Origin of the sequence: Cohnella nanjingensis, assembly GCF_014212125.1 — a bacterium.
GTDB lineage: Bacteria > Bacillota > Bacilli > Paenibacillales > Paenibacillaceae > Cohnella > Cohnella nanjingensis.
The window spans coordinates 22,364-43,616 of the sequence record NZ_JACJVP010000005.1; the positions used below are offsets into that span (position 1 = coordinate 22,364).

Sequence of the window (21,253 nt, forward strand, 5' to 3'; positions counted from 1 at the left end):
TCTGTCTTGCTGTCTGTCGCGAACGGCGATAGCCATGTCCTATCCGCCATACTGAACAAGGGGCACAAGTGTAACTATAACCGTTGCATTTGTGCTTCTTGTTTGACGTTATCCTTTGTCTATACGTCTCCGCTCAAAACGTGTCGTCTCCGCTCAAAACGTGCAGCCTCCGCTCAAAACGTGCCGCCTCCCAGAAGACGGCAGTCGTTTTTTACTTGGTCATACACCATAATGTATGAAGTTATGCGTCTATCCATCACGTATGACCTCCGATCAAAACGTATCGTCGTCTGAGAAGACGCCAAAGCCGTTTTTACTGATGGGAGCGGCTTCACGCCGGCCATCCTTGCGTCGGGAAAGCAATAGCAATATCTTGCAAAAATACAACTTTTTTTGCTCATTTTGGCGTCAAAGAGGAAAAAGCTTGTAAACGTACAACTTATTTGAGCCAAAATCACCGAACGAGCGAAAATAGGCCGAATAAGTGGTACTATTGCAACTTATTCTTGTTTGGACGACGTAAGCGGCGAGAAAAGTGGTACATTTACAACTTTTTTAGTCTGGTGGCTGCTGAAGGCCATTATTTGTTATGCACGCCTAGCTGTTTCAGAGCGCTGTTCGTGCTGGTATCCTGCGTCGGCCTCGTCGGCGCGCCGAGCTTCTCGCTGGCCATGCGCGGCCAGGGCCGCGCGGCGGGCAGCGCCTCCGCGCTGCTCGGCGTCCTGTCGTTCATCGCGGGCGGCCTCGTCGCTCCGCTCGTCGGCATCGCGGGCAACGGCACGGCCGTGCCGATGGGGATCGTCATCGCGGCGGCGGATGTCGGAGCGGTGCCCGTCTATGCGTGCATGGTCGGGAAGCACGGCCGCGGCGCGAAGAACACGGCAGCCTAATCTTGGTCATCCAGCAAGTATAAGTTTATGCCTATGCATTTCTGTATGACCGTCGATAAAAACGTGTTGTCCGCTTCCTAGAAGATGGCAAACCCGTTTTTACTTGGGGTTAGAAGTCGCACCCTCCGAAGCGGTATAATCATAACGTAGATTCAATCGGCGCTTCGGATGACATGAGGTGGCAGACTAACTCGGACGGAAGGCGACAGCGATGGAGATGCAATACGAACCGGCGAGCCGGCTTGCAGTGCCGCGCCGTCCCCGGCTCGGCCGGCTGATCGTCTATGATCGGGGCGGCTGGGGCGCCGCGGGCGCCGGCAGCTGGGTCGCGAGCTGCGCGGCTGCCGTCGTAGGCATGCTGGGGGTGCCGACGGGTCTGGGCCGGACGTTCGACGTGCTGTCCGCCGTCGCGCTCGCCACGGCGGGGTACGCGATCTCGTCCCTGATCGTAGCCTGGCTGCTCGGCCTGCTCCGGCGTCCGCTTCCCGGCGCTGCGATCGGCGGCTTGCTCTATACGGCGATTTTGGTGTTCTTTATCCTTTTTCTCAACGATCTGGGCGTTCCTTTCTCGCTCTTGTTCGCGGCCGGCTATACGGCCTTCGGCGCAGGGGCGGGCTTCTTCGCGCGGGCGATCGGCAGCCGCCGGACCGGGAGGCGCGCCAAGCTGGCCGCCGCGGCGGCGCTTGCCCTCATGGTCGCGGCCACCGCTTATGCGATCGTCGTCCCCGATCGGGAGGATGGCCCGGCTGCGCCGGATGGCGTCGGCTTGCCCGCGGGCGCGGCCGTCGTCCCGGATCCTTCGGTTCCGGGGAGCCATGCTTATACGGCGTTTACGTATGGGAGCGGCGCGGACCGGCAAAGGAAGGCGTTCGGCAGCGGCGCGGCGCTGCGTTCCGAATCGGTCGATGCGTCGGCCTATATTCCGAGCTGGCCGCTGCTGCGGCGCTGGTTCTGGGGCTTCGACGCGCACGCGCTGCCGCTGAACGGCAGAGTATGGATGCCGGAAGGGGAGGGCCCGTTCCCGCTCGTGCTCATGGTGCACGGCAATCACGTGATGGAGGATTTCTCGGACGAGGGGTACGGTTATCTGGGCGAGCAGCTCGCGAGCCGAGGCATCATCGCCATATCCGTGGACGAGAACTTTCTGAACTATTCGGCCTGGTCGGGCATCCCCGCGCAGGATATGAAGGTCCGCGCCTGGCTGCTGCTTTGCCATATTCGTCAGCTTCAGACCTTCGCGGCGGCGCCGGACTCGCCGTTCTACGGCAAGGTCGACTTCGCGCGTCTCGCGCTGCTCGGCCATTCCCGCGGCGGGCAAGCGGTCGCGATGGCGGCCGACGCCGACCGCTGGTTCTCGGAGGCGCCGGGCCTGCCGGAGGCGGGCAGCTACCGGATCCGTTCGGTCGTCGCTTTGGCGCCTACGGACACGGTCGTGGACGGCGCGCAGGCCGAGCTGCGGGACACCTCCTACCTGACGCTCCAAGGCGCGAGCGACGCGGACGTGAACAATTTCTACGGGGATAGGCAATATGTGCGCACAACCTTCACCGGCGCGGAGCCGGGGGCGTTCAAGGCTTCGCTCTATATCGCGGACGCCAATCACGGCCAGTTCAATACGGGCTGGGGAGACGAGGACGCGACGCTGCCGGCCAGCTTGTTCCTCCGCAAGCCGAACCTAAGCGCCACTGCGCAGGAGCGGATCGCCAAAGCATACGTATCCGCGTTCTTCGAAGATACGCTGCTCGGGAACGCCGCGTACGCGGACCTGTTCCGCGATTATCGCGCGGGACGCGGCTTCTTGCCGGTCACCCGGTATTATAACCGCTACGAGGATGCCGGATTCAACGCGATCGCGCGGTTCGACGAAGCGCTCAGCGCCGACCGGCCGTCCGCGGCGGTCACGGCGGACGCCGAAGGCTTCGAGCGATGGGAGCTGACGGAAGCGCTGGATCGGCAGCGGGAGGGCAAAGGGACGAAGGGAACCGCGTTGAAGTGGTCCGAGGAAGGCGGGACTTACGCGATCGAGGCCGCTCCCGACGCTTCGGTCCTTGACATTCCGGGTTTGGCGGAAGCGGACGGCGCGGAACTCGTCTTCTCCATGGCCGACCTGTCGCGCGATCTCTCCGAGTCGGAAGACCTCGAATCGGCGCCGCTCGACCTGGACATCGCGCTGGAGGACGGCAACGGCGTAGAGGTCACCCTGCCGTTAGACGCGTTTATGCAGCCCGAACCGCTGCCGGAGACGAATTATACATGGCTCGCCTGGCTGGAAGAGGAGATGGAGGAGGGCAAATACGCGGAACCCGTCGAGCCCGTCTTCCAGACGTATGCGCTGCCGCTGGAGGCCTTTCAGGCCGCCGATCCGCAGTTTTCGCCGGACTCGCTCCGCAAGATCGCTTTTCTCTTTCGGGGCGGACCCGGCAAGGCGATGCTGGCCGATATCGGGATCGGGAACGCGGCGCGTGAAGATCGGTCTTAGCACGCGCTAGCTATTCGAGGCTCTCGGCAGGGGTCCCGATTCGATCTGTAATTAGATGGTTGACAGTTCGGGGCGCGTCGTCTTATACTGTGCTTTGTAATGCACAGTTGAGTCCGGCATAAGACGACATCGGATGCTTCAAGCTAAAGAGGCGAACCGCGCGTATAACTATGTTAATTATTAGCATCGTTAGCGATCAGCGAGAAGTCGTCCTCATCTATCATTCCTAGGAGGGAAACCCCATGTCTGCTATTCCATTGGATACCATTCAAGATTACAAGACGGTCGTTCGCGAACGGCACTCCGTCCGCCATTATGATCCGAACTGGCAAATCTCCCAAGCCGAGCTTATGGAGATTCTAGGCGAAGCTGCGCTCGCTCCGTCGAGCAGCAATACCCAGAGCTGGCGCTTCTTCGTCTTTCATGACAAAGCGCTGAAGCAACGGCTGCTGCCGATCGCCAACAACCAGCAGCAAGTCGCGGACGCTTCGGCGACCGTCGCGGTGCTGGGCGATATCGAAGGATACAAGAGAGCGGGACAGATTAACGGCATCGGCGTCGACAAAGGCTACATGACGCCGGAATTCGCCGAGCAATTCACGGCGAATACCCTCAAGGGGTACGGCGGCTTGCCTCCGGAGGTGCTGACGCGCATCTCCCTCGTGGACGGCGGTCTGGTGAGCATGCAGCTGATGCTCTCCGCCAAGGCGAGAGGGTACGACACGGTCCCCATGGGCGGATTCAATGCCGCCAAGCTGGTCGAGGAGTTCGGCATCCCCTCGAACCTCGTGCCCGTCATGCTGATCGCCATCGGCAGAGCGGCGGTGCCGGGCCGTCTGACGCCGCGGCTGCCCGTCGAGGAAGTTACCTTCTGGAACGGCGAAGGTCTCAAGTAACTCCAGCACAGTTATCGGTTGATTGCGCAAACCGTCTTTCCCAGATCCGTATAGGGTCCGGCGAAGGCGGTTTTTTTGTTTTAAGCGCTTGTTAAGCGGCATAGCGGACAATGGAGGCAACAGCGCACTTATGCGGCAGGGAGAGATGGCATGAGCGGAACGGTCCTAATTGCGGACGATACGGCATTTATGAGAGCATTCCTGAGAGATCTGATGCAGAGCAACGGCTACGAGGTCGTCGCCGAAGCGGCCAACGGACTCGAAGCCGTACAGATGTTCAAGACCTATCGCCCGGACGTCGTGACGATGGATTTGACGATGCCGATCATGGACGGACTTATGGCCCTCAAAGAGATTCGATCGGTCGACCCGACGGCCAAAGTGATCATCTGTTCGGCCATGGGCAATCAGCAGATGGTGGTGGAGGCCGTTCAGGCGGGGGCGCGCGACTTCATGGTCAAGCCGTTTCACCGGGAGCGGCTGCTGGAGTCGTTGCGCCTGCTTCTGCAGGATTAATCGGCGCGAATCGGCAAATGCGGCTATCCCGGCGTGCGGTTCGGCATTACAATGGGAGAATAAACGGCCAATTCGACAAACGGGCAGGGTGAAATCAACTTGAAGCTGCTGAAGATCATCCGATCCGCGGCGACCGACCCTTTCCTGCTGCTGACGGCGGCAGGCGTCGCCGTCGCCTTGGCGCTGATCCTTTTCGTCGGCGGTTTCGCTTCGTCCGCCCCGGCCGCCAGCAAAGGCGTTCTGGACTTGTCCGACTGGGATCTCGGGGCCGAGGGGACGGTCAAGCTGAACGGGGAATGGGCGTTCTATCCCGGACGGCTGCTCGAGCCTTCCGAACTCGGGGAGCTCGGAGGGAAGGTCGCTCCGACTTACATAAAGGTACCCGGCGCATGGAACGGAAAAGGGATGGGCAGCTATGGAGCCGGCACCTATCGGCTGGAGGTTCGGTTGAAGCCGACCGACCGGCTGCTGGCGCTCCATAAGCAAGTCATCCGGTTCGCCGACCGGACCTATATCGACGGCAAGCTGACGGGCGAGTCCGGTACGCCGGGAACGAGCCGCGCCGCCTACGAGCCGGGCAACGTACCCTATACGGTCGCTTTCTACGAACCGGGAGACCGGATCGAGATCGTCATCCAGGTCGCGAACTTCGACTATCCGACCGGCGGCATTTTCCTGCCGCTCAGCTTCGGGCTGCACGAAGACGTGCAGTGGGCCAGGCAATCCCAGTCCATCCTGGAATGGGCGGGCGTGATCGTGCTGCTGCTCTTTTCGATCTTTTACTTTTCGCTCTATGCGTTTTTCCAGCGCAGCGCCCCGTTCTTGCTGTTCGGCGGCTTTTTCCTGTGCTTCTCCGTGATGCTGCTCTTCAACGGGCAGCGCATGTTTATGCAGTTGATGCCGACCTTCGATTTCGAGTGGAAATGGCGGATCAAAGACATCTCGCTCTTCCTGACCCTGCCTTTCCTGCTCGGGTTTACGGCGACGATCTACCCGTCTCCGGCCTACCGGCGGGCGCTGCTCTGGCCCGCAGCCGTGATCGTGGCGTTTTGCGCGTTCGTGCTCGTCGTTCCTTTTCACGTCTATTCGTGGGCGCAGGAGCCGATGACGGCGCTGTTTGCCTTCTTCATGTCCGGCATGACCTTGCTTCTGATCGGTTCGTATACGGTCGGCAAGTACGGCGTCATCGAGAAGCGGGAGCTGCAGTTCTATATTCTCGGGCTCTGCTGCCTGATTCTAACTACGTTGAACTCGGCCTTCCGCAACAAAGGCGACGGGACGTTCCTCTCCCAAGCGTTGTCGGACTTGTTCCTGGTGCTGTTCGTCCTGTTCATCGCCTCGATGATGGCTTACCGTTACTTCGAGACGTACGCGTCGATGGTCAAGCTGACCGACCGGCTTCAGGCCGCCGATCAGATGAAGGACGACTTCCTGCTCCGCACCTCGCATGAGCTGAATACGCCGCTGCATGGGATCATGAACCTGTCCCAGGCGATGCTGGAGGACGCGGGGGCCGCGCTGCCCGGACGCGGGACGCGGGAAAAGCTGCAGACGATCCGTAATACCGCGTACCGCATGTCCAATCTGGTGAGCGACATCATCGACCTTGCCCGGATGAAGGACGGGCGATTGCAAATCTCGCTGAAGACGGTCGATCTGGCGTCCTGCGTGGCGGTCGTCTTCGAGGTATACGGCTTTCTGGCCAAGGAAAAAGCGATCCGAATGGACAACCGCATCGCGCCCGGGGCGCGATATGCGACGACGGACGAGAATCGGCTCATGCAGGTACTATCCGCCTTGCTCGACCGCGGATTGAACGTTCCGAACCTGACATCGGTAACGGTAAACAGCGAAAGGTCGGGCGAGCGCGTCCTGCTGACGGTCACGGCGGCCGGCACGGGATTCGCGGATGCGGAAGCCGAAGAAGAGCGCATCCGCGCCGGACTCTCCGTCGCTTACGAGCTCGTCCGGGAGATGGGCGGCGGCCTGAAGGCGGAGCTGTCGGCCTCGGCCGGAAGCATGCGATTCGAGCTCGAGATGCCGCTGGCAGCCGTCGCGGAAGCGGCGGGCGCGCCTGTCGCCGCAACGTGGGCAAAGGATGCCGGCCAGGCGGAAGCCGCCGCCGGGAGGGAAGCCTACCGGCCGGAGAGCGGTGCGTATACCTACACGGTACTGGTCGTGGACGCGGAGATGCTGCATCTGGACTTGATGGTGAACCTGCTCGCCGAAGAGGGTTATAGGGTGCTCACGGCGCGTACCGACGAGGAAGCGCTGCGCATCGTGGAGGGACCCGACCGTCCGGACATCGTGCTGATGGACGTCCTTCTGCCCGGCGGCCGCAGCTACGAGCTCAGCCGGAGCATCCGCCATTCGTTCAGCCCGATCGACTTGCCCCTCTTGTTCGTGACGGGCCGGAGCACGCCGGCGGACGTCGAAGCGGGGCTGGCGGCCGGCGGCAACGACTTCCTCAAAAAGCCGCTCGACCCCGGCGAGGTGCGCGTGCGCATCCGCACGCTGCTGGCGATGAAGCGGCTGGCGAAGGAGGCGGCGCAGAGCGAGATGGCATTCCTGCAATCGCAGATCAAGCCGCATTTCCTGTACAACGCTCTGGGCACCATCATGTCTCTCTGTTATACGGACGGCCCGCGGGCGGGCGAGCTGCTCGCCGTGCTCAGCAAATATTTGCGGATTATTTTCCACGAGGACCATACGGAAGACAACGTGCTCCTGCGCAAAGAGATCGAGCTGGTCCGCGCCTATGCCGATATCGAGCAAGCGCGCTTCGGCCAGCGTCTGCAAATCGTCTTCGACGTGGACGAGCGGCTGCTCGGCTGCCGCATCCTCCCGCTCACCATTCAGCCGCTGGTGGAGAACGCGATTCGGCACGGCGTCGCCAAGAAAGTGAGCGGCGGTCAAGTGAAGCTTGCCATTCGCCGGCACGAATCGCAAGTGGAGATCGTGGTCGAGGACGACGGCATCGGGATGACCGAACGGCAGGTCGAGGAACTGACCGATCCCGGCAGAGACCGCGACGGCGTTGGATTCGCCAACATCATGAAGCGGCTCGCGAACCAGACCGGCGCCAGACCCTTGGTGGAGAGCGGGCCGGGCCGAGGCACGCGGGTAACGATCTTGCTTCCTTATACCGAATAAAGACAGAGATCTGAAGGAGGCGAGAGAGATGATACGGGCTTACTTGGCGGACGACGAGGAGCATGCCTTGAACTTGCTCGAGCTGCTCCTCGCGCGGACGGGCGACGTGGAAGTCATCGGCCGTTGCGGCAACGGTTTCGACGCTTTCGGGGAGATCGGCCGGCTGCAGCCGGACGTCGCCTTCCTCGATATCGAGATGCCGGGGATGAACGGGGTCGAGCTGGCGGAGAAGCTGGGCTCGCACTTCCCGGATGTCCAGATCGTCTTCGTGACGGCGTACGATAGGTACGCCATCTCGGCCTTTGAGCGGGATGCGGTCGACTACCTCCTCAAGCCGCTGGAGATGGAACGATTGACGCGATCGGTACAGCGGGTCAAGCGGGAGGTGGCGCGGCTTCGGGCTTCGGAGGCGTGGGCGCAGGCCGCGAGCGAGGTCTCCGGTACGGCGGAGGCGGCCGGTCCGGAGAAGATGCTGCGCGTGCAGCTTCTGGGCGAGACGCAGATCGTGTGCGGGGACCAGGAGCGTCTGAAGTGGCGCACCGCGAAGGAGAAGGAGCTGTTCGCCTACTTCGCCGTGCATCATGGCCAGCGGATCCACCGGGACGTGCTGCTGGACGAGCTGTGGCCGGAGGAGAATTACCAGAAATCGAAAGTGTATCTGCACACCTGCGTGAGCTACCTGAGACGGGATCTGCGCCAGCTGGGCTTGAAGTCGGCCGTGGTCTACGAGGAGGAGAAATATTACTTGGATCCAAATCTGCCCGTATCCGACTACCAATCGCTTCGGCACGCCCTGATCGCAACGCGCGCGGCGGGCAACCTTCAGGCGTCCGAACTGGAGGGAGTGCTGGCGCTCTATGCGGGTCCGCTGCTGCGGGACGAAGACTATCATTGGGCGGAGACGGAGATTCGGCAGCTGGAGACGACCGTCGAAGCGCTGCGGCTGCAGTTGGGAGAGCTGTATGAGCAGGAGGGCGATTACGGGAAAATGACGGAGACGGCCCGTCTCCTGTTGAAGCAATCCCCTTACAACGAGGAAGCCTACCGGCTGCTGATGCGGGGCTGCTCCGGCAGCGGCAAGCTCGACGAAGTGTTCCGCGCGTTCGAAGAGATGACGGCCCGGCTCGGCGAGCTGCGGATCAGCCCGTCCGAGGTGTCCAGGCAGCTGTATCGGAGACTGACGGAGCGCGCCTAATCGGACCGTAGGACAGCCTATTGGCGCGTTTTCCGCCGCAGCAAGGCCAAAGAGACGTGCCCAGTACGTCTCTTTGTGCGATTTCGCGGTGGGAGGGTTCAAAGTGACGTATCCAGTACGTCACTTTGAGGTTTCACGCCGCAGCAGGGCCAAAGAGACGTATCCAGTACGTCTCTTTGTGCGATTTCGCGGTGGGAGGGGCAAAGTGACGTATCTAGTACGTCTCTTTGAGCGTCCACGTCGTAGCAGGGGAAAAGTGACGTATCCAGTATGTCACTTTGAGGTTTCACGCCGCAGCAGGGTCAAAGAGGCGTACTCAGTACGTCTCCTTGAGCGATTTCGCGGTGGGAGGGGCAAAGTGACGTATCTAGTACGTCTCTTTGAGCGTCCACGTCGCAGCAGGGGAAAAGTGACGTACCCAGTACGTCTCTTTGTTGGATTTCGCGGTGGGAGGGCCAAAGAGGCGTACTCAGTACGTCACTTTGTGCTTCTTTGCCGCAGCAGGGCCAAAGAGACGTATCCAGTACGTCACTTTGGGGTTTCACGCCGCAGCAGGGCCAAAGAGGCGTACCCAGTACGTCTCTTTGTGCTTCTTTGCCGCAGCAGCGCCCATTCCAGGGTAGATGAGAGCCTAGTTAGCAGCCCGCAGCGCCTGTCCGCAGCGGCCGCAATACCGCGTGTCCGGCGGAGAGACCGTCCCGCACGCTTCGCAGACGAGATCCCGCCGCTCCCCGTCGTCGGCGAGCCGATCGGCGGCAGGCGCCGGGTTCAGGGCGGCGAGAGCCTGGAGCTCCTCTTTCGCGCCAGAGCGGATCAGCCGGAGGAGCAGCAGAATGCCGGCTGCGCCGACGACGGCCATGCCGGCCGCGCGCCAGCCGCCGCTCGGGTAATGATAGTCCCAGAGCGCGTGAAGGGCCACGCTCGCCACGAGCAGTCCCGCCGCGCGCAGCAGGCGCGACGCGCTGGCCGAGCGGGCGCCGGCCGCGCCGCGTCCGAAGCCGAACCAGACGCCCGTCGCGGCGATCGCCGTCCATGTGCCGTGCCCGAAGGGCGACAGCAGCGCGCGCAGCCAGAGCACGGCCAGCATGCCGCCCGCAGCCCCGGATTGCAGGTGCGTCCAGCCGTAAAGGATGCTCTCGATCGCGGCGAAACCCATGCCGACGGCAGCGCCGAATACGACGGCATCCATCTGGAAGCGCTGGCGCTTGCTCCGCAGGAACAACAGACAAACCAGCAGTTTCGCCGTTTCTTCGATGACCGAGACGGCCAGCGGGATCTTGAGGTTGTCGAAGACGAGCCCGCCGTCCCCGCCGCTGCCGATCAGCCAATTCCGCTCCACGATCCACGCCAGAGGCACCGCGAGGGCAGCCGAAGCGAGGAATGCCGCAACCAGCCGGAACGTCCGGAACCCGAGCAGCTGCGCGCTCCTCGCGTAAGCAACGAAAGTTACCGGACCGGCCAGGCCTCCGAGCAGCAAGGCGGCGACGATCCAGACGGCGTCGCGCTGCCATGCCGCCATCGCCGTCGCGGCGGCGAACAAGCCTCCCATGGCGAGCAGCAGATCGATCCAGCGCTCCCGCTTGGGGATACGGACCGTCCCTGCGGGCGCAGTTGCGCGTTCTCGGGCTTCTTGCTCTTCGGGCGTCAACCAATCCGTCTCCGCCGCACGGAACAGGTCGGGCCTGCGGATGCGGAGCGTCTCCAGGAATTGGCGCTTCACCGGCGGATACTGCATCAAGACGAAGCGATACTCCTCCCGCCCCATCGTCAACAGTTCCCCTTCTTCGCGCGCGACGACGCTGCTCGTTTGCGGCATGCCCGCGAGCAGGGCGATTTCTCCGAAAAAGTCCCCCTGGCCGAGGACGGCGACGCGCTTGTCCCCCGTCCGCATCTCGAACCGGCCTGCCGCGATCATGAAGAATCGGTCCGCCGCTTCGCCTTCCCGCACGATGACGTCGCCGGCCTTCACCTTCCGCCGGACCGTAATCTCCGCCAATCCTCGCAGCTCCGAATCCGGAATCGCGGACCAGATCGACCCTTTGCTCAGCATGCCGTGCAGGATCCGGATATTCGCCGAGTAGGTCAGGCTCTCATGGAAGAGCGGGCCGACCGCGGCTAGCCGCCGGAATCCCTCCCGGTCCAGCCGCAGCGCCTCGACCGGTCCCGAAGCGGCGACGCTCGCGGTTCTCCGTTCGCTGGAGAGGAGGGCGATCTCCCCGATGAGCTCGCCGGGGCCGAGCGTAGCGAGCAGGACGGTGCGGCCGATCAGGCTGCGCGAAGAGACGCGCACCGTGCCGGCGACGATGAAGTAGCAGGCGTCCCCCGCCGTGCCTTCCGCCAGAATCCGGTCTCCGTCCGCAAAGCGGGCGACGGCCATCGCGCGGGCCGCCGCTTCGAGCTCCTGTTCGGGTACGCCGTGAAGGAGCGTATGCCGGCGGAGATATTCCAGGATGGGAGTGGAGGTGAGGGAAGTCATATCGGATCGCTGCCTCTCTAGATTGAAAAGGAATCCGCCGCGGCAGATTCCTTCATCGATAACCTTTTGAATGGAATGAAGATTGCTTAACGCATATTGCCGATGATGCTGCTGCGGCTGTCCTGCATCTTCTTGATGAAGTTCGTCATGACGTCGAAAGCTTCGTTCCGCTTGTTGGTCATGGATTGCAGGCGGAGCATGTCCATCTGCTGAGAGTTGCTCAGGCCGTCGATCTTGCTCTTGAGCGAAAGGATAAAGCCGTCCACTTGACCCTCGTTGTAAGTGCGGTTAGAAACGTTCGCGTTGACCCCTGCGGCATTCAGGCGATTCTGCTGGTCTTCCGTGAGCGTGTATGGCGCTTTCCCCTTGCGGATATCGTTGAGCTCTTGCAGCAGATTGTTCAGCTTGGCGATTTGGTCGTTGCGCGACTGGACGTTTTTCAACTGGTCATTCAGTTGCTGATCCAGCAGTTGCGAACGCTGCTGCTGCACCATCATAAGCGCAGTCTCGAGGTCCATCCCGTTAATCTGGACCGACGTCACCCCATTGGCGCCGATGCCGCCGATGGCGTTGCTCGTCGTGTCTTGCCCGAGCGCTTCCCTCACCGAATCGTATGCTTGGTTGTTGAGCATGATCGCTATGCCTGCTACGACGCCTACGACCAAAGTGCCAACCATTCCTAGTACGGATTTCCTGCTCAAAATAAAAGGCCCCCCATGTCCATTAACTTCCCTAACTATAATGCAAAAAAGTAATTTATGGCAATAAAAAGTGTACGGACCGGCGTCGGGAAAGGGAAAGAGGGGCGATAGAAGGGAGTCTTGGACGCCTACATCGGCAGACGGAGAGCGGATAACGCGAAAGAGGGAGTCTAGGACTCCTACATTAGCGGACGACGAGCGGATAACGCGAAAGAGGGAGTCCAGGACTCCCTCTAGGGCGACTTTTTCCTCCTCCGGTTCCCGAAGCTCCCCTAATGGATAAGGCCGCTCTCGTGCGCCTTGCGGACCATGCCGCCGGCGGCGCGGTTGATGACGCGCTTCAGCGCCAAGCCGACGACCAGCGCGGCCGCGATGTAGATCGCGAGACGCAGGAGATCCCGCTGCACGATGTCCCACAGAATGCCTCCCACCGCCTCGCGCATCATGGAGATGGCGTACGTGAAGGGAAGATAGGGGTGGATCGCTTGGAAGAAGGGCGGCGTCACCTGGATCGGGAACGTACCGCCCGCCCCTGCGAGCTGCAGCACGAGCAGGACGATGGCCATCGCTTTGCCGACGTTGCCGAACACGGAGACCAGCGTGTACACGATGAGCATAAACGCCGCCGAGAGCAGCATGCCGAAGAGCACGAACCACGCTTTCTCCAGGACGTAGGTTCCAAGCAGGTAGATGTCCCCGAGCGTGACGCACAGCGATTGCAGCATCGCGAGCGTGCCGAACGTCAGGTAGCGGCCGAAGTAGACCTGCCAACTGCGATACTCGGCGCCCTCCTCATGCACCTCGACCGTCAGCAGCGATACGAGCAGAAGCGCGCCGACCCACAGCGACAGCGTCGTGAAGAACGGCGACATGGCGGACCCGTAGTTCGGGATCGGGTACAGCCGGTTCTCCTTCAGCGCGACCGGCGACGCGAAGAATTCGCTCTCCTTGCGCGCGTCGTGCCGCAGCAGCTGAATGATCTCCTTCAAGTTGTTCTCCCGCTCGAACGACCGGATTCGCGCAGCGAGCTCCTTGATTTGCTTTTCCACGGCCGGCAGGTCCTGCTTGATCCGGGCGAGCTCCTTGCCCCCCACCTGAATGCCGGTAGCGGCGTCGGCCAGCAGCTTGTTCACGTCCGGGAGCGCGGAGACGGCTTCCCCGAGCGCGGTTTGCGCCTGGCCCGCGGTCTTCGCAGCCTTGTCCAGCGCCTGAGAGACCCGCGGCGCGATCTCGCTGTCGTACCGATCCAGAATATCGCCGAGCGTATTCGAAGCTTTGCCGGAGAGCGTATTCAGCCGGTCGACGAGCGCCTTGGCCGGCTGCTCGCCCCGTCCCGCGGCATCGGCGATCGCATGCAGCGCGTCGGCCTGCTGCTTCAAGTTCGCCCCGACCTGGTTCAGCTTAGAGATGGTAGACGTGAAACGTCCCGTACCGCCTGCGATGCGGTCCAGCTGTCCGAACAAGTCGGCCAGCCGATTCGCGATCTGACCGGCGGCCGTCAATCGCTGCGCCGCTTGGTTCGCGGCTTTCTGGACAGCGCCTAGATCGGGATTCGCCTCGGCCAGCAGCCCCGTAACCGCCTGAGCCGCCGTAGCTGCCTGCTGTAGATACAGCAGGTCCTGCTTGATGGTCGGATTCATCTGCTGCAGCGCGGATTTGCTCGTCTTCAGCGCCTCTTCCGCGCGTCCCGCGAGCTTCTCGCCGTCCTTGGCGAGCTGCGCCGCGACGGGCAGACGGTCCTGCGCTTTGCCTACGATGCCATTCAGCGTAGACAGGTCGGACTGCGCGGTGTTCACTGCCTGCCGGATCTGAGGGAATGCCGCTTCGACCTGAAAGAGAATCGCTTTGACCTTCTCGATCGTCGGCAGGTTCGCTTCGAGCTCGCTGCCCACTTCGTTGAAGATGCCGAAGATGATGCCGTTCGCCGTCTTCACGAAGTTGGCGCTGACCTCCTCCACGACGCCGCTCGCGCCCTTGGAGGTGATCTTCGGGGCGACGGCGTTGATCTTCTCGTTCACGTAGTAGTCGATCTCGGCCTGTTGGGGGCTAGTGGCGAGGACGGTCGCCAGCCTTGCGGAGAAGTCCTCCGGGATGACGATGCTCGCGTAGTAGTCGCCATGCTTCACGCCGCTCATCGCGTGCGCGTCGTCCGTGAACACCCAGCCGATCTTGTTGTTGTCGTGAAGCGAAGCGACGATTTCCTTGCCTAGATTGATCGGTTTGCCGCGCAGCGTCGTGCCGCTGTCGTCGTTCACGACGGCGACGGCCAGGCCGCTCGTCTGCGAATAGGGGTCCCACGAAGCTTCGATGTTGAACCAAGCGTAAAGGGAGGGCAAGGCGACGAGGCCGGCGATGATGACGGCGGCTGCGGGATTGGTCGCGATGCGGCGAAGGTCTCGGCCGTAGATGGCGAAAAGCGATCTCATAAATAGCGGTCTCCTTACCTGCGATTGGCGCTAATGGCTATTATCTCTGTACCCTAGCCGAATCATGCCGAACGCGCCGGATTCCGACAGGGGGATCGTCCGGATCGCCGAATCATGCCGATCGCGCCGGATTCCGCCAAGTCGCTCGTCCTGGATGCAGTTGCATGCGCGATTCGTCCTTGCGGTCTCCGCCGTTCTGCCGATAAATTGACGTCCCCTACCGGTGCGTTACAATGAAAGGACAGGAATGGGTTGTCGAAGGGGACGAGGAGCATGAAGGGATTGCGGAACGTCGGCGTATTCGCGCACGTCGACGCAGGCAAGACAACGACGACGGAGCAAATGCTGTACCGAAGCGGGCGGATTCGGGCGCCCGGCAGCGTGGACGCGGGGACGGCACAGACGGATTGGCTCGAGGTGGAACGGGAACGCGGGATATCGGTACGCGCGGCTGTGACGCGGTTCGAATGGGAGGGCGTCGGCGTCAACCTGGTGGATACGCCGGGACACGTCGACTTTCTGTCCGAGGTCGAACGGTCGCTGCGCGTCATGGACGGCGCGGTGTTGATCGTATCGGCGGTCGAGGGGGTGCAGGCGCAGACCGAAGTCATCTGGCAGGCGCTCCGGGAGCTGCGCATTCCGACTTTGATCTACGTGAACAAGATGGACCGGATCGGGGCGGACGCGGAAGCCGTGCTCGCGCAGATTCGGCGGCTGCTGTCGGCCGACGCCGTGCCGGTGCAGGCGCCGCAAGGGGCGGAGGCATCGTTTGCGGGCGCGGCAGCGCTGCTGGGCGACGAGGGGACGGCGGAGGCGGGCGGCCCGTTCGGCACGCTGCTGATGGAAGCGGTTGCCGAACGGGAGGAAGCGCTCTTGGCGCGGTATCTAGATGAAGGGACGTTGCCGGCGTCAGAGCTGACGGCCGTCCTGACCTCCTCCGCGCGCCGCGGCGAGCTGTTCCCCGTGCTGTTCGGCGCATCCGGCAAGGGGCTGGGCGTCACCGCGCTGATGGATGCGATCGTACGGCTGCTGCCGCCGCCTGGCGGCGATCCGCACGCGGAGGTGGCCGGCGTCGTCTTCAAGTTGGAGCGGGATCCGGTCATGGGGCGCATCGCGTATGTGCGGCTCTACGGCGGCACGATCCGCAATCGCGACACCGTCCGCAACGCCACGCGGGACGCGCTCGACAAGGTGACGCAGATCCGCAAGATCGACGGCCAGAAGGCGGAGGACGTCGGCCTGCTCGAGGCGGGGGACATCGCCGCCGTCTGCGGCTGGAGCCGCGCGCGGATCGGCGATGTCATAGGCTCGCCGGAAGGCGTACCCGGCGAACGGCGGATGGCCGTGCCGCTGCTGACCGTGCAGGCGCATTGGCAGAGCGAGGCCGACTATCCGGCGGTCGTGGCCGCCTTTCAGGAGCTGGCCGACGAGGATCCGCTCCTCGACCTCCAATGGCTGCAGGATGAGCGGGAGCTTCATCTGAAGGTGATGGGACCGATCCAGATAGAGGTGCTCACGAGCGTGCTGCGGAGCCGGTTCGGGCTCGCGGTGACGTTCGGTGCGCCGTCGGTCATCTACAAGGAGACGCCAGCGGCGGCCGGCGAAGGCTACGTCGCCTATCTGGCGCCGAAGCCCTGCTGGGCGATCCTCCGCTTCGCGATCGAGCCGCTGCCCCGCGGCAGCGGGCTCGTCTACGAATCGACCGTGCGCGGGGAGCGGCTGCTCGAGAGCTATCAGAACGAGGTGGCGCGCCGGGTGCCGGAAGCGCTGCAGCAAGGGCTGCGCGGCTGGGAGGTGACCGATCTCAAGGTGACGCTGGTCGAAGGCGAGCATCATGTCTGGCATACGCACCCGCTCGACTTCGTCATCGCGACGCCGATGGGCGTCATGGACGGGCTCGCGCGCATCGGCACGAAGCTGCTCGAGCCGCTGCTGCGGTTCCGCCTGTCCGTCCCCGAGGAATTCGGCGGGAAGCTGATGAACGAGCTGGTCGTCATGCGGGGGGCGTTCGACGCGCCGGTGCTGGCCGGCGAACGCATGGAGATCGAAGGCGTGCTGCCGGTCGCGACCTCGCTGGACTTTCCGGCGCGATTGGGATCGATGACGAAGGGGCGCGGCGTGCTTTCCACCTTTTTCGCCGGTTACCAAGAAAGTCCGCAGGACGCGGACGCTACCCGCAATCGCAGAGGGGTGAATCCGCTCGATCAGGCGAAGTACATCCTCGCCGCCCGGAGCGCTTTGACTGCGCAATAGCGCAACATTGTCCTATCATTCACAAGATTGTGGCCTATACGAGGGGCGCGGCGGTGCCTACAATGAGACTTAAAGGAGAGGTTGTTCATGGGAGGACGCAAGCTTCGTTGGGGAATTATCGGAGGCGCGAACATCGCGGTGAACGCGGTCATGCCCGCCATCGCGCAATCCGAGCTGAATGCGCTCGAAGCGGTTGCGAGCCGTGATACGGCCAAAGGACGCGCGGTAGCGGACAAGTTCGGGATCGCGAAGGCCTACGGCAGATACGAGGAATTGCTCGCCGATCCGGAGATCGACGCCGTCTATATCCCGCTGCCGAACCACCTGCACCGGGAATGGGCGATCCGCGCCGCGGAGGCGGGCAAGCACGTGCTGTGCGAGAAGCCGCTCGTGCTGAACGCGCGGGAAGCGCAAGAGATGGTAGACGCATGCCGGCAGGCGGGCGTCCATCTGGCCGAGGCGTTCATGTACCGGCACCATCCCCGCATGGCCAAAGTGCGCGAGCTGATCCGGAGCGGCGGGATCGGAGAGCTGCGCGCGATCCGCGGCGCGTTCACGTTCAACAACGCGGGCGACGCGGCGAACATCCGCTACCGCGCCGATTGGGGCGGGGGCGGCCTGTACGACGTCGGCGTGTATCCGCTGACCGCAGCGAGATACGTGATGGAGCGCGAGCCGGAAGCGGTGACGGTGCAGGCGTTGTTCTCGCCGGCGCACGACAACGTCGACATGATGGCCTCGGGGCTCGTCGAGTTCGCGGGCGGAGTATCGCTGACCTTCGACTGCGGCATGTGGGCGGACTTCCGCAACTTCGTCGAGATCGTCGGGACGGAAGGACGCATCGAGATTCCGCAGACGTTCTTGCCGGGCGCAGAGACGCCGGACTATGTGCTGCATGCCAAGGGAGAGCGCCGCGAAGAGCCGGCGTCCCAGGTGAATCAATACACGCTGCAGGCGGACAACTTTGCGCGCGCCGTCTGGGGCGAACCCCCGAGGTTTGCGCCGGAGGACGCGGTGCTGAACATGAAGCTGATCGACGCCTGTTACCGGTCGGCGCGGGAGAGAACGCGCGTAACGCTCGAATAGAGAGGATCGTGGGAGAGATGGCGGTGGCGAGCATGAAGCAAGTGAACATACCGGGGCTCGAACGGGGCTGTACGCAGCTCGTCATGGGTTCGATGATGCTGAGCGACGAGCGGATGGAATACTCCGCCGGACTGCTGGATGCCTATGTCGGCATCGGCGGCAATACGATCGATACGGCGCACGTATACGGCCCGAACGGGGCGCGCGCGATCGGAATCTGGATGCGGGAGCGGGGCAATCGGGCGTCGCTCGTCCTGATCGGCAAGGGCGCGCATCACGACGAGAACGGTCCGCGCGTCACGCAAGAGGCGATGGAGCGCGACCTGGAAGAGACGTTCGAGCGCATGCAGACGGACGATGTAGACATCTTCATGCTGCATCGCGACGATCCGGCGAAGCCGGTCGGCTATATCGTAGAGGCGCTTAACGCGCAGCTCGAAGCGGGGCGATGCCGGGCGCTGGGCGCCTCGAACTGGACGGCCGAGCGCATCCAGGAGGCGAACGACTACGCCGCGGCGCACGGACTGACGGGCTTCGCCTGCAACAGTCCGAACCTGAGCCTCGCGAAGCCGAACGAGCCGCGCTGGCCGGGATGCGTCTCCGTCGACGACGATTGCGCCGCCTGGCACGAGCGGACGCAGCTGCCGCTGCTCTCTTGGTCTTCGCAGGCCGGCGGCTTCTTCACCGGCCGTTTCGCGCCGGAGCGCCGCGACAACGCGGAAGCCGTCCGCGTGTACTACAGCGACGCGAACTGGGAGCGGCTCCGCCGGGCGAGCGCGCTGGCGGCGCGCAAAGGCGTGGACGCCAACCAGATCGCACTGGCGTTCGTGCTGCATCAGCCGTTCCCTACCTGCGCGCTCATCGGCCCCAACGAGACGTCGGAGCTGCTCTCCAGCGCCGGGGCGCTGGACGTTAAGCTGACCCTGGCCGAGATGCGGTGGCTGGACTTGAAGGACGCCGAGCTTCGCGGCGAGTAGAAATGGTCTGTATTCGCCATAGAGAATGACTGGGCCAGGGCCGTCGCCCTGGTCTTTGCGCGTTTATAGGGGTGCGTGCGGCATACATATCCTCGGCGATCGATCTCGATCTCTAAGCTGTGCTTCGGGACTCGCCAGGTTCATCGCGCTTATCATTGTTGTCGCGCAAAAGGCCCGCCCCGGGTCGCTGTAACGATAAAAAGCATCGTTAAAGCGTGAGAGTGCCCGCTCCGGGTCGCTGTAACGATAGAAAGTATCGTTACAGCGAGAGAAAGCCCGCTCCGGGTCGCTGTAACGATAAAAAGTATCGTTACAGCGCGACAAAGCCCGCCCTGGGTCGCTGTAACGATAAAAAGTATCGTTACAGCGAGAGAAAGCCCGCCCCGGGTCGCTGTAACGATAAAAAGTATCGTTACTGCGAGAGAATGCCTTCCCCGGGTCGCTGTAACGACAAAAAGTATCGTTACAGCGAGAGAAAGCCCGCCCCGGGTCGCTGTAACGATAAAAAGTATCGCTACAGCGAGACAAAGCCCGCCCCGGGTCGCTGTAACGATAAAAAGTATCGCTACAGCGAGACAAAGCCCGCCCCGGGTCGCTGTAACGATAAAAAGTATCGTTACAGCGCGATAAAGCCCGCCCCGGGTCGCTGTAACGATAAAAAGTATCGTTACGGCGAGAGAATGCCTGCCCCGGGTCGCTGTAACGATAGAAAGTATCGTTACAGCGAGAGAAAGCCCGCCCCGGGTCGCTGTAACGATAAAAAGTATCGTTACAGCGAGAGAAAGCCCGCCCCGGGTCGCTGTAACGATAAAAAGTATCGTTACAGCGAGAGAAAGCCCGCCCCGGGTCGCTGTAACGATAAAAAGTATCGTTACAGCGAGAGAAAGCCCGCCCCGGGTCGCTGTAACGATAAAAAGTATCGTTACAGCGCAAGCGAGGTCGAGCGTTTTCTGCTTGGCCATTCCTCCTGAAAAGCGATGGGGCAAGGAATCGGATTGGAGCGCCTGAGATGCTCCCCATCGCCCTCAAACCGTCACTTTTCCGACGCTGAGGTTCATTTAAAGATGGCGATATTTCCAATATACTGGAATTATATCGTGCCAAAATGAACAGGAGGGACTCGCATGGTCTGGAGAAACGCAGCATCATCCCGCTCCATCCTCCGATTTCTCATCGTCGCTGCTTTTATCGTCTGCTCCGATACGCTGATCGCCCGCTGGCTGCCCCATGCCTCGGAAGACGATCGTCAACTCGGCTACGCCATCCTGTTCGACTTCATGATTCTCATCCCGCTCGCCTATTGGTTCCTCGTCGCCCGGAAGCCTCAGGCGAAGAAGTCCCGCGTCCTGCTGCTCCCCGCCGCCGGCGCCGCGCTGGCCTGGTTCATTCTGCCCGCTGCGATGCGGGGAACCGTGTGGCGGACAGCCTGGTACGTCGAGCTCCTGATCATTGCCGTAGAAGCGGCTGTCGTCTTCTACGAGATGCGCGTCATTTACCTGATCGTCCGCAGCTTCCTGGCGGCGCGCCGCACGCAGCCCGACACGCCCGAAGCGCTGCGTTTCGCGGTGGAGCGGACCGCCGGCCAAGGCAAGCTGGCTTCGGTCTGGCTGCACGATATGCTCATGGTCTATTACTTGTTCTTCTCCTGGGGAAGCCGGTCCGCACGCGCGGTCTCTGCGGCGGAACGATCCTTCGCCTATCACCGGAACAACCACCACGCGATCCTGCTGGCCATCGTCACGAAGATCCTCGTGTTCGAGGCGGTCGCGGTTCACTGGATGGCGGCGATGTGGTCGCCTATCGCGGCCTGGATCCTGACCGCTGCCAGCGGCTGGCTCATCGCCTGGCTGTGGGCGGATTATCGCGCATCCGTGCTGCAGCCGGTTCGGATCGAGGGAGATCGGATCAAGCTGCGGTACGGTCTCCGCATTCAAGCGGATGTTCCGCTGGATCGGATCGAAGCCGTTGAAGCCGTCGCCTCCGAGACCAAGATCGATCCGGCGGTCCGCCGCGCGGCCGCCGAGCCGATCTTCGGTCAAGCGAATGTGTGCTTGGTCCTGCGCAAGCCTCTGCGGGTATCGGGCATGCTGTTCCTGCCCCGGGAGGTGTCTTATCTCTATCTCACCCTGGATGCGCCCAAGGAATTCGAGCAAGCCGTCCGTACCGTCCTCGAAGGCGAGAATGCGGTTTGAAATGAGACGGGCG

The 21,253-nt window shown here is 62.5% G+C and carries 13 protein-coding genes and 1 pseudogene; 10 read left to right on the top strand and 4 right to left on the bottom strand.

Features of this window, described 5'->3' with window-relative positions; all coding sequences use genetic code 11:
• Positions 1–614: 614 nt before the first annotated feature.
• From H7C19_RS03960 to H7C19_RS03985, 6 genes and pseudogenes are all read left to right on the top strand, one after another.
• Positions 615–890, top strand: a pseudogene (locus tag H7C19_RS03960) (MFS transporter); the annotation flags it as partial.
• A gap of 211 nt (positions 891–1,101) precedes the next feature.
• Positions 1,102–3,369 (top strand): alpha/beta hydrolase family protein, encoded by a 2,268-nt coding sequence (locus H7C19_RS03965; RefSeq protein ID WP_185141286.1) that lies wholly within the window; start codon positions 1,102–1,104, stop codon positions 3,367–3,369.
• A gap of 242 nt (positions 3,370–3,611) precedes the next feature.
• On the top strand, positions 3,612–4,265 hold the full coding sequence (locus H7C19_RS03970; protein ID WP_185141287.1) for a nitroreductase family protein: 654 nt from the start codon (positions 3,612–3,614) through the stop codon (positions 4,263–4,265).
• 150 nt (positions 4,266–4,415) lie between these two features.
• On the top strand, positions 4,416–4,781 hold the full coding sequence (locus H7C19_RS03975; protein ID WP_185141288.1) for a response regulator: 366 nt from the start codon (positions 4,416–4,418) through the stop codon (positions 4,779–4,781).
• A gap of 99 nt (positions 4,782–4,880) precedes the next feature.
• On the top strand, positions 4,881–7,934 hold the full coding sequence (locus H7C19_RS03980) for an ATP-binding protein (protein ID WP_185141289.1): 3,054 nt from the start codon (positions 4,881–4,883) through the stop codon (positions 7,932–7,934).
• Positions 7,935–7,962: 28 nt separating this feature from the next.
• Positions 7,963–9,129 carry a response regulator gene (locus H7C19_RS03985; protein ID WP_185141290.1) on the top strand — a complete coding sequence of 389 codons (1,167 nt, stop codon included), beginning with the start codon at positions 7,963–7,965 and terminating at the stop codon, positions 9,127–9,129.
• 631 nt (positions 9,130–9,760) lie between these two features.
• On the opposite strand, the gene H7C19_RS03990 is transcribed toward H7C19_RS03985, so the two are convergent.
• From H7C19_RS03990 to H7C19_RS04000, 3 genes are all read right to left on the bottom strand, one after another.
• Positions 9,761–11,605: a cyclic nucleotide-binding domain-containing protein gene (locus H7C19_RS03990; RefSeq protein WP_185141291.1), complete on the bottom strand. Its 1,845-nt coding sequence runs from the start codon at positions 11,603–11,605 to the stop codon at positions 9,761–9,763.
• Positions 11,606–11,691: 86 nt separating this feature from the next.
• Positions 11,692–12,282: a hypothetical protein gene (locus H7C19_RS03995; protein ID WP_246469301.1), complete on the bottom strand. Its 591-nt coding sequence runs from the start codon at positions 12,280–12,282 to the stop codon at positions 11,692–11,694.
• 296 nt (positions 12,283–12,578) lie between these two features.
• Positions 12,579–14,732, bottom strand: a complete 2,154-nt coding sequence (locus H7C19_RS04000; RefSeq protein ID WP_185141293.1) for a YhgE/Pip domain-containing protein — start codon at positions 14,730–14,732, stop codon at positions 12,579–12,581.
• Between the two features lie 273 nt (positions 14,733–15,005).
• Here H7C19_RS04000 and H7C19_RS04005 point away from each other — a divergent pair, with 273 nt between their 5' ends.
• The 3 genes from H7C19_RS04005 to H7C19_RS04015 all read left to right on the top strand — a co-directional run bounded on the left by H7C19_RS04005 (position 15,006) and on the right by H7C19_RS04015 (position 19,048).
• Positions 15,006–16,985: an elongation factor G gene (locus H7C19_RS04005; protein WP_185141294.1), complete on the top strand. Its 1,980-nt coding sequence runs from the start codon at positions 15,006–15,008 to the stop codon at positions 16,983–16,985.
• 87 nt (positions 16,986–17,072) lie between these two features.
• Complete coding sequence (locus tag H7C19_RS04010; protein ID WP_185141295.1) at positions 17,073–18,071, top strand: Gfo/Idh/MocA family protein; 999 nt, start codon at positions 17,073–17,075, stop codon at positions 18,069–18,071.
• Positions 18,072–18,103: 32 nt separating this feature from the next.
• Entirely contained in the window at positions 18,104–19,048 is a 945-nt protein-coding gene (locus H7C19_RS04015) for an aldo/keto reductase (RefSeq protein ID WP_185141410.1), read from the top strand.
• Positions 19,049–19,200: 152 nt separating this feature from the next.
• Here the strand turns inward: H7C19_RS04015 and H7C19_RS04020 are convergent, their stop codons facing one another.
• Complete coding sequence (locus tag H7C19_RS04020) at positions 19,201–20,010, bottom strand: hypothetical protein (RefSeq protein WP_185141296.1); 810 nt, start codon at positions 20,008–20,010, stop codon at positions 19,201–19,203.
• A gap of 162 nt (positions 20,011–20,172) precedes the next feature.
• Between H7C19_RS04020 and H7C19_RS04025 the strand changes: the two genes are divergently transcribed.
• Complete coding sequence (locus H7C19_RS04025; protein WP_185141297.1) at positions 20,173–21,240, top strand: YdbT family protein; 1,068 nt, start codon at positions 20,173–20,175, stop codon at positions 21,238–21,240.
• Positions 21,241–21,253 lie beyond the last annotated feature (13 nt).